This is a genomic window from Nonomuraea zeae, assembly GCF_005889725.1.
In the GTDB taxonomy this organism is placed as follows: domain Bacteria; phylum Actinomycetota; class Actinomycetes; order Streptosporangiales; family Streptosporangiaceae; genus Nonomuraea; species Nonomuraea zeae.
The window spans coordinates 1-12,979 of sequence record NZ_VCKX01000110.1; the positions used below are offsets into that span (position 1 = coordinate 1).

Here is a 12,979-nt window from a genome sequence, read left to right on the forward strand (position 1 = left end):
CCCCGGCGCCGTGCCCTGGCCCCTTCTCGCCCCGCCGGCGCCCCGGCAGCAGTTGCCCCAGCACCCAGGCGTGCAGCAACCCGATCAGGACCAGCATGACCAGGTGGTCCGCGTCCACCACGAAGTCTCCGGCCCGCTCGGCGAACCTCCCGTACACGAGCAGCGCGATGAACCGGGCGTCACCAGCCACCCATGCGAGGACCCCGGCCGCGATGACGAGGACGGCGAAGGCGGCGGCAAGGCGGCCGAGGGCATGACGGGGCACGGGCGGTTCCTGGTGGCGGGGGGCGAAGGAACAAACGGCCAACCATAACGGCGCCGACGCCCAGAAGTCGATCAAGGTGTCGAGCTGCCCCCAGCGTCCAAGGACGGGTGCACCTTACAAGGTCGAGGGCCAGAACCTCGGCGGGGACTTTGCAGGATCGATGAGACGCAACCGGCTTGCCGCAGTCGGATCGACGCCACGTAAAGTGATCAACCGCTGCCCCTCGGACTCTTCCAGGATGGCCAGCGCTCCGGGCAGGCCAGCTGTAACGGTTGCAATGGCGACGCCCATTCCGGCCAGCCCGGGATGCCGGTGCGGATACTCGACTCGATGCACTCCAGAGGCGGCGATGGCCGCCACCTCTCGGGGACGTTGCATCTGCCGCCCATCGTTGGTCAGGATCACGTCGAACCCGTCAGCCGCCGCCCGCGGGTAGAGGGTCTCGTCTCGAGTTCCGGACCAACCTTCGAGATCGAGTAGATGCACGATGTCATGGTTCAGGATGAATGTAGTGAGAACCCGATAGAGCGGCTTGGGGACGTTCTCATCCAGCAGCAGCCTCACGCGGCTCCCTGAGGGGTTCATAGCTGTCGACGTAATCGGCGAAGTCCATCGCGTCCTGTGCCGCGGCGGCCGTCACGCTTGGGAAGTATTCGGAGATCCGGTCGGCCGACACACCATCGCGCAGCAACGCCGCGACTTCGTCGTACGGCACTCGGGTGCCCTCGATCACCGGCATCCCGCCCCTGACGGCCGGATCAACGGTGACGTGGTCGCGTGGCTGCAGCAAGTCAGGGATATGTCGGCCGTCCCGGTAGAACGGGCGGAGGACGTCAACGAGCTCATGAATGACCACGTTCGCCTTGCGACGCACCAGATCGGTTGCCTGTCCGGGCTCCACGAGATAGATGGTCGAGCCATCGGCCACCAAGCGATACTCCGACAGATGCTCACGCTCTCGCAGGTCGTCGCGGAGCGTGTCCAGGGCCCGTCTGATCTTCTGCAACGACGCGTCGTTACGCAGCTTCACGCAGGTCCGTAGCGCCACCAGATCCCGGAACGAGTACAAGATGGGGCGGATCCCTGAAACCTCGGGCACGAGCACCGCCCCACGACCCGCGCTAGCCTTGCGCCAGTGTGCGAGTTGGCGAAGCGTGGCACCAGACAGCGCCGCAGCAAGCTTCGGACTGTAGGACATCGCCTCCCCTTCTCCTGATCGCAGCCATCCTCAGCCTTGGTCATCATCGCAAACTTTCCCCTCGATCCACTTGGAAATACTCGTGGACCTGCTTTTCTCCCCATATGGCAGGTTCGGGCTACTGAAAATCCCGTTGAGCACGGCGTACGCGGCACGCTTACCTGAGCCCCATGACCGAAAAGCCTCATGAGACCCATGACCAGAAAGGCGAGATCGAAGTGACCCGTGCCGGCCGGTAAGCAGCCGCGCCCCTCCACCACCCGCGCGACCGGCGACCGCCTCAAGCTGCACCGGCACCACCTCCGTGCCGACGGCCGCGACTACCAGGTGATCACCCTCCGGCCCGGCACCCGCGCCAGGTTCTCCACGAACCGCTAACACGAGACCTGGCACATCCTCTCCGACCCGCACGGCGCACGTCTGCTCAGCCGTCTGCTCTGGGGCCTGTCCTACCAGCGGCAGCCCGGCACGCTCGTCATCATCGACCGGCGCTTCATCGGCCCCAATCCCTTCGACGCCGAGCCGGGCGACCCCCATCGCCCTGGTCCCCGCCGACCTGACCCATCTGCCGGCGCGCGCCGCCCGGCGCCTCGCCCGCCGCTGCGCCGAACCCGGTACGGTGACCGGCACCGTCCGCTGGCACACCTGGGGCCTCGACCTGGCCGCGCACGAGTGGCGCACCCGGTCGGCCGACGGCACGTGGTGGGGACGGTGGCACCCGGAGCACGACGTCCGGCGCGCCGAGGTGGCGCAGCTCGGCGGCCTGGTCAGCGTGCAGGCGGCCCCATCTTTGCTCAGCAGCTGGGCGGTCTCGGTGGTCGCCATGGCGGACCACGCGTACGAGGGCATGTCGTACACCAGTCTGGGCGGCCCGAAGTGGGAGCTGTGCCGGGAGGACGGCGAGGTGCAGACGTTTGTGGACCATCGGCGGCGCGTGTCCGTCGCCCAGGTCTCTCGCAGCGAGGTCCTCGCCACCGCGCCCCCGCCCACCGAGCCGGCCGACCTGCGCCCCCTCATCTGGGCTCGGAACGACGCCGTCAGAAGCCGCCGTCCCGAGCCGCGGAGGTCGGTAGCATCTATGCCTTCAAACGTCGCCCAAAGCACTCAGGCGGTCTGAACGGATGAGCGAGTACCAGTACTACGAATTCCTCGCAATCGACCGCCCGCTGGATGAGGACGAACAGGCCGAGGTACGGGCACTGTCCACCCGGGCCGTCATCACCTCGACCAGCTTCATCAACGAGTACGAATGGGGCGACTTCCGCGGCGACCCCGCTCGGCTCATGGAGCGTTATTACGACGCGCACCTCTACCTCGCGAACTGGGGCACCCACCGGCTGATGCTCCGCCTGCCGCGGGCCCTCCTGCCCCTGAAGACCGCCCAGCAGTACTGCGTGAGTGACCAGGTCACCGCCTGGGTCTCCGGCGAGCACCTCATCCTCGACCTGTCCAGCGAGGATGAGGAGGGAGACTGGGAGGAAGATGCCGAGCGATCGCTGGCGGCGATGGTCGGGGTGCGCGCCGAGCTGGCCGCAGGCGACGTACGCCCGCTCTATCTGGCCTGGCTGGCGGCGTACGGCGCGTGGGAACGCGACGAGGACGCCTTCGACTACGCCGATGAGGACGAGCTCGAAGCCCCGGTCCCTCCGGGACTCGGCTCCCTGACCGCACCTCAGCGGGCGCTGGCCGGCTTTCTCCGCCTCGACGCGGACCTCCTGTCGGTGGCCGCCACCGCCAGCCCACCGTTGACCGGCGACGACCCGCAGAATCTGGCCGCCTGGATCGCCGGCTTTCCGGCCGCCGAGAAGGACGCGCTGCTCCTGCGCGTGGCCCAGGATCACGCCGCTGCGGTGCGGGCCGAGCTGCTCCGCCGCTTCCGCGCGTCGGCGGCACCGCAGGAAGGCCCCCGGCGCACGGTCGCCGCCCTGCTAGACGCCGCCGCCGTACGACGTGCCGAACGCGACCGTCAGGCAGCCGCCCGGCACGCGGAAGAGCAGACCCGCCGGGAACGAGAGCGGGCCCTGGCACGCGAGCGCCGGCTGTCGGACCTGGCCGAGGACGAGGAGGCGGCCTGGGCCCGAGCAGAGGCGCTGATCGCCACGAAGCGGCCCGGCGAGTACGACGAGGCGGTCGAGCTGCTGAAGGACCTCGAAACCCTGGCCCACGCCGCCGACCGCACCGCCGCATTCTCGGAACGCTTTACGGACCTCCAGGCCAGACACTCCCGCAAACCCAGCCTTATCGAGCGATTCAACCGCGCGGGGCTTAAGCCGGCCTAATTCCGGAGAAATGTGCACGCCGTTTACGCGGTCCGCGTAGAAACGGGATCACGCGAGCGAGTGGTTGCGCTCCTGTGCAGGTCAAACCCTATTAAGCAAGCTCCAGGCCGGACATGTTCCGGCAGTGGAGACGTTATAACTATGTGGCTATTGGGGGCGGCAAAATGACGTAGCGGTTTTGTCGGTCCGGTCTGTTTATATGGCTCCCAGAAACCTGCATCCGAGCTCGGGAGGGGAGCCATGGCAGATCGGTATTATCGCCGCGGTCACTGGGTCAATAAGCCCAACCGCAAATCGAAGAAGAGCGCAGGCTGGCTGATACTGGCGGTCGCCGTCGGCGTCGCCTGGTTCGGTGTGCAAGCGACCAAGTCCGACCCGCCTGCACCGGCAGCGCCGGCCTCCACCGTGCAGGTCGCCCCGGCCGGCGTCGTGCCCCAAGAGGCTCCGAACCCGTGACCAGGGCGGCATGGCGGTGGTTGCGATCTCGAGTCCGCCCGCGACGACCCACCGGCGTCGGCGAATGGGCAGCGGCAGCGGTCGCGGTGCTGTTCGGCGGGCTGCTGCTCTACGAGGCGGTCCAGGCGCTGCTCAGCCACTGGTATCTGACCGCCGCGGCGGTGCTCGTCCCGTCCGCGACGGTGGCGGCAAGGCTGCGCCGCCGGGCGACCGCACGGCGCCGCCGTGCCGAACGCGTCGCCCACCTGCGGCTCGACCTCGTCGCCGACATCGACAGGCTCGATCCCACCGCCTTCGAGTACGCCGTCCAGGACCTGATGATCCGTGACGGCATCGACGCGGAGCGGGTGGGCGGAGCGGGCGACAAGGCCGCGGACGTGATCGGCCGGGACCAGGATGGCAGAGTGATCGTGGTGCAGTGCAAGCACACGATCACGGAAGCCAAGGTCGGCGCCAGAGTCATCTACCAGGTCAACGGCACGGCGGAGCACGCACATGGCGCTGACGACGCCGTCGTGGTCACCAACGGGTCGTTCACCAGAGACGCCACGAAATACGCCGCCGAGGTGGGGATCCATCTGGTCGATCGGGACGGCTTACGCGCCTGGGCCGAGGAGGGGGTCGCGCTGCAGGAGCTTCTCCTGCTGGGCGTGGTCAGGCGGCGATGGCGCGGACAACGCGGGCGGCTTCGACGCCATCGCCGCCGGATCAGCGTGACGGTTCCGGCGAAGGCCAGACACCTGCCCTGAGCTTCACCAGTCTGTCCGAGGCGGGCGATCGCGCTCGGGCCCGCCTTGTGCACTGTCTCGCCCGACGCAGCGCTACGTGGACCTGGTCGCCCGCGAGCCGCCTACGCTGATGCTTCTCGCCGAACGATCAGGGTCAGCTTTGGAGGAGGCCATGCACCTGCCGGATGAAGCCGAACCACTCGCCGGTGCCCGCGCCCTTGAAGCCGTGCCGCAGCAGCGTTATCTGGAGAGTCCGCTTCAGCGGATGCGGCGACTGCATGATCGCCTCGTTCCGCTGGGCCAGGCGGGTCAGCTGGCCGCGGTCGGGCGGCTGGTTGCTCTTGCGCAGGTTGCAGGCGGCGTGGGCCGGGGCGAGGTTCCAGATGGCGTCGAGGTCGATCGCCGGGCCGATCAGGCGCTTGAACGAGTACGGGAAGACGTGATCGACCGCTACGTTGTCGATGTTCGGGATGAGCGGGTCAGCGCAGATGTTGCAGCGGCCGTGCTGGAACCCGATGACGGAGGCGGTGAGGCCCGTGACCGGCCGGCGCCGCTGCTTGTCGGTGATCCTCAACGTCTCCAGGTCGACCGCGACTCCCTCCTGGATCAGGCTCCGGCCCACCTCGGCGGCGAAGGACGTCTCGACGATGCTCCACCGCGCGCCCAGCTCCTCCCGCAGGCTCACCGCCTGATCGGACAACGCCACCTCGCGGAGGTGATCGCTCAGCCTGACCACGCGCTGCCGGGCCGGCCCGGTCACCTCGTAGAACCGGTGTGGCACTTCGCCGCCGCCGGGCAGATTGTGGAACTTCTGCATGACCATGGCCGGCATCGACTTCATCGCGACGGCGCGCAGCTCTTCGGTCGGGGCGCCGAGCCGTACGGACTCGGCCGCCTCCCGCTGCGCCACGGCCAGCGGATCCGACCCGCCGACGACCGTGCCGGACGGCGCCTGCGGGGCTCGGGCAAGGTGGTGGACCAGGCTCATAGCGTACGGCTCGGCGAGATCGCTCAGGAGGATGTCCGTACGGCCCTCGGCCGCCGCTCCCAGCAGCGCCTCGCCGAGGGCGAACTTGTACGTACGGGCGTTGAGGCCCATCAGGACCGCCAGCCGCCACGAGGAGCGGGCGGTCGGCTCCGCGCGAAAGAACTCCACAGTCATCCGTAGATGCCAGCCTTGATCGAGATTTGGATGGTTCAGGGTAGTTCGCGATCAGGGGGAATGTCACTGGCGCTCAGTAGGCTCATGGACCTCGCGTACGCAGCAGGATGGAGGATGGCAGGGCATGGGCAAGCTGGTGCGGGACAAGATCCCGGAGATCATTCGGCGCGACGGCCAGGAGCCGGCGGTGACCGTGCTGGCGGAGGGGGAATACCGGACGGCTCTGGTCGCGAAGCTGTTCGAGGAGGCGACCGAGGTCAGCGAAGCCTCTCCGGTGGAGGTGGCCGAGGAGATCGCGGATGTCTACGAGGTGCTCCGGGCGCTGGCGGCGGTCAACGGCTACGAGTGGGCGGCGATCGAGAAGACGGCGGAAGCCAAGCGGGAGGAGCGCGGCGGGTTCCGCGACCGTCTCTACCTGGCCTGATTCATGCCTACCCGCCCCCTGGCGTTGTCGCACCCTCCGAAGGAGCGGGACGTCACGGCAGGCATACGGCTGGCACGCCCTCGGTCAGCCCCGCTGCCACCCCTCCGGGAAGCGGCCCGAGCGCCGACGCCTCATGCTGAGCAGGCACGACCCGCAGACGCGCCCCCGTAGCCGGCGCCGGTGGCCGGTCCCAGAAGCGGATGGTCCCGTCCGGGTCCACCCCGGACGGGTCGCACCCAGCAGACGCCGATTCGCGGGACCAGGTGCGCGCTGGGTCAGCGCTCCTGACGGCAGCGGTGCCGCCCCGGCTTACCGTGATTTTTGCGGGGCTTGCGCTAATCAGGCGCATGCGGGTCGGCTATCCGGCGGACGGCTGGGGATGAGACGGGGACGTCCGATGAGGTGGAGGCGGCCGAGCCATGTCAGACCTGCTGACCGGAGACTTCTACGCGTTCGAGAATCTGCTCGACGAGGAGGAGCGGCGCACCCTCGTCAGGGTGCGCGAGTTCCTCAAGGAGCGCGTCGTCCCCGTCGCGAACGACTGCTGGGCGCGGGCCGAGTTCCCGCTCGACCTCGTCCAGGGCTACGCCGACCTGGGCATCGCCGGCCTTGCCTACCCCGAGTGCCCGGGGCCGAAGCCGAGCGGGCTGCTGAGCGGGTTCCTGGCGATGGAGATGGCGCATGCGGACGCCTCGATGGCGACGTTCTTCGGCGTGCACACGGGACTCGCCATGGGCAGCATCGCGGCCTGCGGGTCGGAGGAGCAGCGGGAGCGGTGGCTGCCGGAGATGGGGCGGATGGCGAAGATCGGCGCGTTCGCCCTGACCGAGCCGAACAGCGGCTCCGACGTGGCCGGGGGCCTGCGCACTGTCGCGCGGCGGGAGGGGGACACGTGGGTGCTGAACGGGTCCAAGCGCTGGATCGGCAACGGCACCTTCGCGGACCTGATCGTCGTCTGGGCGCGGGACATCGACGACGCCCAGGTCAAGGGCTTCGTCGTCGAGCGGGGCACGCCCGGGTTCACCGCCACCAAGATCGAGAACAAGATGGCCCTGCGTACGGTCCAGAACGCCGACATCGCGCTGTCCGACTGCCGCGTGCCGGAGGCCAACCGGCTCCAGCGGGCCCTGTCGTTCCGCGACACGGCCAAGATCCTGCGGCGCACCCGCAGCGGGGTCGCCTGGCAGGCGGTCGGCATCATGCTGGCCGCGTACGAGATCGCGCTGAGTTACGCCAAGGAGCGCGAGCAGTTCGCCCGGCCGATCGCCAGGTTCCAGCTCGTGCAGGATCTGCTGGTCAGGATGCTCGGCAGCGCCACGGCCTGCCTCGGCATGGTGGTACGGCTGGCGCAGCTCCAGGACGCGGGCACCTTCCGCGACGAGCACTCCGCGCTGGCCAAGGCGTACTGCACCACGGAGATGCGCCAGGTCGTCGGCTGGGCCCGCGAGCTGCTCGCCGGCAACGGGATCATCCTCGACTACGACATCGGCAGGTTCGTGGCCGACGCCGAGGCGATCTACTCCTATGAGGGCACCCGCGAGATCAACACGCTCATTGTGGGGCGGGCTATCACCGGGTTCGGCGCCTTCGTCTGACGGCACGAACGGCGCGTACGGCCCCCCGCCGCCTTCGTCCGGCCCCTCAATCGGTCCCCCTGATGGCGTTCGTCCGACGGCTCGAACGGCGCGTACCACCTCCCGGTCGCCTTCGTCTTGCGGTTCGAACCGCACCCGTCGCCTCCGTGATCGGCGGTGATCACACGGTGATGCCGGTCAGCAGGGTCAGGGCGTCGTCCTCCGCGATCGGGAACCCGAGCTCCCGGTAGACCTCGATCGCCTCCTGAGCCTGCTCGGCCGCCTCGGACGGCCGCTCCCGCGCCCAGTGGATCGCCGCGGCGGTGGTCAGCGCCATGCCTTCCAGGACGCGGTACCCGGTCTGGCGGGCCAGCGCCAGCGCCTGATCGGCGCAGGTGAGCGCGGTCGCCGGGTCGCCGTCGCCGAGATGCGCGCGGGCCAGCCCGAGCAGGGCTCTGACCCGCAGGTAGCGCATGTCCGCCTCCATCGAGAGGCCGAGCGCCCGCTCGTGCGCGTGCACCGCCCGGCCGTGGTCTCCCTGGAGCGTGTGCACGGTGCCGGTCACGTTCGCGGCCAGGCACATGGCGTACAGGTGATGGGCCTCCTCCGCGCGGGCGTCCGCCTGGAGCGCGTGGTCGAGGGCGAGGTCGAGGCGGCCCGCGTCGCGGTGGATCTCCGCCAGGGTCGCCAGGCTCTTGGACTCGGGCACGCGCGACCCGCTCGTACGATCGCGTTCCAACGCCTGCGTGGCCAGAGGCAGGGCCGTGCCGAGGTCGCCGCGGACGCGGTGGACGGTCGCGAGCTCGTTCAGGGTGAGGCTCATGGGGCTGTCGCGCAGCCGCCGATGGATGGCCACGGCGCTTTCGAGGTGTTCCTCCGCCTCGCCCAGCGCGCCCAGCTCTAGGTGGATGGTGCCCAGGTTGCTCAGGGCGTTCGCCTCGCCGTAGGCGTTGCCGATCTCGCGGTTGATCCGTAAGGCGGCGGCGAGGTGGCCGGTCGCCTGCCGCAGCTCGCCCTGGTCGTGGCAGGCGGCGGCGGCATTGTTGTACGCCGCCGCGGCGCCCTGCGGCCAGCCGGCCCGCTCACTGTGCCGCGCCGCCAGGGTGTACGCCGCCCGCGCCGCCGCGAACCCGGACCGGAGCTGGGCGGCGGACCCCGCGCACAGGTGGGCCGCGGCCAGGCCGAGCGGATCGTCCTCGGCCGTGGCCGCACGCACCGCCGCCTCGGCGGCCACGACGCAGTCGGCGATGGCGGAGTGGTGGAAGAAGTGGCCGCGCAGCGCGTCGGCGAGCAGCCACGCGTGCCGGTAGGGGCCGTGGCCGGCGGCGTGGACGAGCGCGGCGACCAGGTTCGGGCGCTCGTCCGCCAGCCAGGCCACCGCTTCGTCCCGATCTGTGCGGTCCGACGGGGGCCGGGTGGCCGGGAGGCGGGTGATCGACGGGTGGGCCAGCTCGGCCGCTTCGGTGGCTTCGGCCACGTACCAGTCGCTGAGGCGTTCGACGGCCCGGCTCCGGGTCGCGGGGTCGTCCTCCTGCTCCGCGAGCTCCTTGGCGTACTGGCGGATCAGGTCGTGGAAGGTGTGCCGGAAGGGGCGGTGCTCGTCGAGCAGGTGGGCGGTGGCCAGCGCGTCGAGGAGCCGTTCCGCCTCCTCGACGTCGAGCCGGGCCAGGGCGGCGGCCGCGGGGACGGTGATGTCCGGGCCCGGAGCCAGGCCGAGCAGCCGGAACATCCGGCGGGCCGTGTCCGGCAGCCACGCGTACGACAGCCCGAACGCCGCCCGCACCGCCACGTCACCGTCGAACTGCAGCAGGTCGAGCCCTTTGCGGGCGAGCGCGGTGCCGTATTCGGCCAGCGACCAGCGCGGATGGGTGGCCAGGGTGGCGGCGGCGACGCGGAGGGCGAGGGGGAGTCCGGCGCAGAGCCGTACCACTTCGGCCGCCGCCTCCGGCTCCGCGGACAGCCGCCGCGCGCCGATCACCCGCTCCAGCAGCGCCAGGCCCTCCGACTGGTCGAGCACGCCGAGCGACAGCCGCCGCACGCCGTGCGAGGCGGCCAGCCCGGCGAGCGCGTCCCGGCTCGTGATCAGGACGCGGCAGCCGGGCGCGCCCGGTAACAGCGGCCGGACCTGGGCGGCCGTGCGGGCGTCGTCGAGCAGCACGAGCATCCGCCGGCCCGACAGCCGCGAACGGTACAGGGCCGCCGCCGGCTCCTCCTCGTCGGGAATCTGCTCCGCGGGCACGCCCAGCGAGCTCAGCATCCGGGTGAGCGCCTCCAGCGGGGTCATCGGCGGGCGGGGTGCATGGCCGCGCAGGTCCACGTAGAGCTGCCCGTCGGGGAAGCCGGCGGCGACCTCATGAGCCAGGCGTACGGCCAGCGCGGTCTTCCCCATCCCGGCCGCGCCCGTGATCGCGGCCGTCGAGCCGTCCTGAGCGGCCTGGTGCCGGAGCTCGGCCAGCTCCCGCTCCCGCCCCACGAACCCGCTCACATCGGCCGGCAGCTCGGCCGGCCCCGAGCCCCGCGGCGGGTCCCGCAGGTCCAGGGCGGGATCGCCGGCGAGGATGGCCGCCTCCAAGCGGCGCAGCTCAGGCCCGGGATCGAGCCCCAGCTCGGCCGCCAGCAGCCTCCGCCCCTCGCGGTAGACCTCCAGCGACTCGGACTGCCGGCCCGACCGGTAGAGGGCCAGCATGAGCAGCTCGCGCACCCGCTCGCGGAGTGGGTGCGCGGCGAGCAATGCCGCCAGCTCGCCCACCAGGTCACGATGCCGGCCCAGCGCCAGCTCCACCTCGGCCCGCTCCTCCAGCGCGGCCAGCCGCAGCTCCTCCCACCGGCCCGCGGCGACCCTGACCGGCTCAGGATCCAGCTCGGCCAGTACGGGCCCGCGCCACAACGCCAGCGCCGCGCCCAGCAGCTCACTCGCCCGGCCCAGGGCCTCCCGTGTCCCGCTCGCCTGCCGGGCCTGCTCGATGAGTGCTTCCGCCCGGTGCGCGTCGACGAGCCCGCCGCGCAGCCGGTAGCCCGACCCCACCGTCTCGATGATCTCCGGCTCGGCGCCCGCCTCCCGCAGCGCCCGGCGTAACGCGGCGACCGCGATCATCACCTGATTGCGTACGGTCACCGGCGGGTCCGCGCCCCACGCGGTGCCCAGCCGATCGATGCTGAGCACCTGGCCGTGATGCACCACGAGCATCGCGAGCACCGCCTGAGACCGGGGCCCGCCCAGCCGTACGGGCCGCCCGTCCACCGTCGCCTCAAGCCGCCCCAGGATGCTGAACTCCACCTCACGGGCCCCCATGAACAACCACCCTAACGATCTGTACGTGATCACCGGGATGTGTGACGATGATCATCAGCCACCGCACCCCCCGCACCATGGAGGCCATTCATGCACGACGTTCCATCCGGCGCGGTCAGCAGACGCGCACTGCTCAGGGCCGGAGGCGGTCTGGCGGCGGCGGCCTCCTTAGGCTCCGCCGGGCTCCTCCTCGCCGGCCCGGCGCAGGCCGAGGTGCCGGAGTCCGCCAGGTTCGACCTGGGCGGTGCGGGCGGCAACCCGGTCTGGAAGAAGTCGCTGCACGCCAACTGGGTGATGCAGTCCTTCGCGTACGACAACGTGAACCAGCACATCTACTTCGCGCAGGTGAATTCCCAGAACACGGACCCGGCCCACGTCGGCGACCTGTGGATCACCAAGACCGACACGTCGGGCACGCAGCTGGGCGCCATGACGGTGCACAACTTCGGCCATGGGGTGTCGATCGCGGTGGAGCCGTACAACGGATCGGTCTATCTGTGGACGGAGTGGAAGTCGAGCGACTCGGGGTTCGGCACCAGGATCGGGCGGTTCGCGTTCAAGAACGGCGCCGTGCTGGAGAAGACGAGCACGGCCATCCAGGACCGTACACCGTCCATCGGCGATGAAATGATCAACCCGCAGCCCTCGATCGACCCCTCGACCGACCGGCTGCTCGTCCGCTACAAGACCGGCGCGGACCTGCCGCGCATCGTCGCGTTCAACCTGAGCGACGCCCGCGCGGGACGGCTGTCCAGCGAGCACCGGCTGGCGGAGCGGGCCCTGCCGTCGCGTGGAGCGTGGGGCACCGACAACCCGTTCCAGGGCTTCGCCGCGTACGGCCAGTACGTCTACCTGCTGGAGGGCCGGGCCAACGGCCCGTCGTACATCAGCGTCGTCGATCTCAACGGCGCCGGCCAGTCGATCGTGGTCGACCGGGCGCAGACCACGGCCGGCCAGTCGCTGCCCGGTCGCGAGCCGCAGGGCATGGCCGTCTGGATGCACTCCAGCGGGCCGCGGCTGGCCTTCGGGTTCCACTCCAACACCGCCGGCGTGCGCCAGGCCAGCGTGTTCTACAAGAGCGAGTTCGTCTGACGGTCTGTGGCGCTGATCACGTCTTATGTGTGGATTCCTGCACAGTTGATCGTCGCGTGTCTCCGTAATGTCCGTGCTGCCGGAGAAACCCGGCAGCACACACAACGGGAGAAGACATGCGTAAGACTCTTGCGATCGCGGCTCTGGCCGGCTCGATGGCCGTGACCGGCCTGGCGCTCAGCCCGGCTGCCGCCCAGGCGGCGACTCACTCGACGGGGACCAGCTGGGGCAAGTTCTTCTCCAGCGACCACAAGGCGTACACGTTCGGCAAGACGTGGAAGAGCGGCGGCAAGGTCTTCACGAAGTGGTACGGCGTGGACAAGACCGGCGGCAAGAAGGCCTGGGTCTGGTTCGAGTACTACCAGAACGGCGGCTGGCACAAGTTCAACAAGGCCTGGGACGGCAAGGTCGTCGGCGCCTGGAGCGGGCGCGGGATCAAGAAGGTGTACACGTTCACCTGCTGGGCCGGCAAGTTCGACAACTGCGGCCGCAAGTACCGCATCTACTAA

14 protein-coding genes are annotated in these 12,979 nt (G+C 70.2%); 9 read left to right on the plus strand and 5 right to left on the minus strand.

What is annotated here, in order from left to right:
* From ETD85_RS30725 to ETD85_RS30735, 3 genes are all read right to left on the minus strand, one after another.
* Positions 1–265 (minus strand): hypothetical protein (locus ETD85_RS30725; RefSeq protein WP_138693295.1); only part of this gene is annotated, 265 nt, incomplete at its 3' end.
* A 114-nt stretch (positions 266–379) separates the two neighbouring features.
* Complete coding sequence (locus ETD85_RS30730) at positions 380–829, minus strand: PIN-like domain-containing protein (RefSeq protein WP_138693296.1); 450 nt, start codon at positions 827–829, stop codon at positions 380–382.
* Positions 810–1,463, minus strand: a complete 654-nt coding sequence (locus ETD85_RS30735) for a DUF433 domain-containing protein (protein ID WP_138693297.1) — start codon at positions 1,461–1,463, stop codon at positions 810–812. Before ETD85_RS30735 ends, ETD85_RS30730 begins: the two co-directional genes overlap by 20 nt.
* Positions 1,464–1,688: 225 nt before the next feature.
* Between ETD85_RS30735 and ETD85_RS63370 the strand changes: the two genes are divergently transcribed.
* The 5 genes from ETD85_RS63370 (at position 1,689) to ETD85_RS30755 (ending at position 4,947) form a co-directional block, all read left to right on the plus strand.
* Positions 1,689–1,841, plus strand: a complete 153-nt coding sequence (locus ETD85_RS63370; protein WP_170246920.1) for a hypothetical protein — start codon at positions 1,689–1,691, stop codon at positions 1,839–1,841.
* A 241-nt stretch (positions 1,842–2,082) separates the two neighbouring features.
* Complete coding sequence (locus ETD85_RS30740) at positions 2,083–2,580, plus strand: hypothetical protein (RefSeq protein ID WP_138693298.1); 498 nt, start codon at positions 2,083–2,085, stop codon at positions 2,578–2,580.
* Positions 2,581–2,584: 4 nt separating this feature from the next.
* On the plus strand, positions 2,585–3,742 hold the full coding sequence (locus ETD85_RS30745) for a hypothetical protein (RefSeq protein WP_138693299.1): 1,158 nt from the start codon (positions 2,585–2,587) through the stop codon (positions 3,740–3,742).
* Between the two features lie 240 nt (positions 3,743–3,982).
* On the plus strand, positions 3,983–4,198 hold the full coding sequence (locus ETD85_RS30750) for a hypothetical protein (protein WP_138693300.1): 216 nt from the start codon (positions 3,983–3,985) through the stop codon (positions 4,196–4,198).
* Positions 4,199–4,218: 20 nt separating this feature from the next.
* A complete protein-coding gene (locus ETD85_RS30755) occupies positions 4,219–4,947 on the plus strand; it encodes a restriction endonuclease (RefSeq protein ID WP_138693301.1) in 729 nt (242 codons plus the stop codon).
* A gap of 133 nt (positions 4,948–5,080) precedes the next feature.
* On the opposite strand, the gene ETD85_RS30760 is transcribed toward ETD85_RS30755, so the two are convergent.
* The gene (locus ETD85_RS30760) at positions 5,081–6,088 is read right to left on the minus strand and encodes an HNH endonuclease (protein ID WP_138693302.1); all 1,008 of its coding nucleotides are present in this window, start codon (positions 6,086–6,088) and stop codon (positions 5,081–5,083) included.
* Positions 6,089–6,212: 124 nt separating this feature from the next.
* Here ETD85_RS30760 and ETD85_RS30765 point away from each other — a divergent pair, with 124 nt between their 5' ends.
* Positions 6,213–6,512, plus strand: a complete 300-nt coding sequence (locus tag ETD85_RS30765; RefSeq protein WP_138693303.1) for a nucleoside triphosphate pyrophosphohydrolase — start codon at positions 6,213–6,215, stop codon at positions 6,510–6,512.
* A gap of 419 nt (positions 6,513–6,931) precedes the next feature.
* A complete protein-coding gene (locus ETD85_RS30775; RefSeq protein WP_138693304.1) occupies positions 6,932–8,107 on the plus strand; it encodes an acyl-CoA dehydrogenase family protein in 1,176 nt (391 codons plus the stop codon).
* 160 nt (positions 8,108–8,267) lie between these two features.
* Here ETD85_RS30775 and ETD85_RS30780 read toward each other — a convergent pair whose 3' ends face one another.
* Entirely contained in the window at positions 8,268–11,378 is a 3,111-nt protein-coding gene (locus ETD85_RS30780) for an AfsR/SARP family transcriptional regulator (RefSeq protein ID WP_138693305.1), read from the minus strand.
* Between the two features lie 90 nt (positions 11,379–11,468).
* On the opposite strand from ETD85_RS30780, the gene ETD85_RS30785 reads away from it, so the two are divergent.
* Both ETD85_RS30785 and ETD85_RS30790 read left to right on the plus strand, forming a co-directional pair.
* Positions 11,469–12,470, plus strand: coding sequence for a phage baseplate protein (locus tag ETD85_RS30785; protein ID WP_206058756.1), 1,002 nt, complete (start codon positions 11,469–11,471; stop codon positions 12,468–12,470).
* Positions 12,471–12,586: 116 nt separating this feature from the next.
* On the plus strand, positions 12,587–12,979 hold the full coding sequence (locus tag ETD85_RS30790; protein ID WP_138693306.1) for a hypothetical protein: 393 nt from the start codon (positions 12,587–12,589) through the stop codon (positions 12,977–12,979).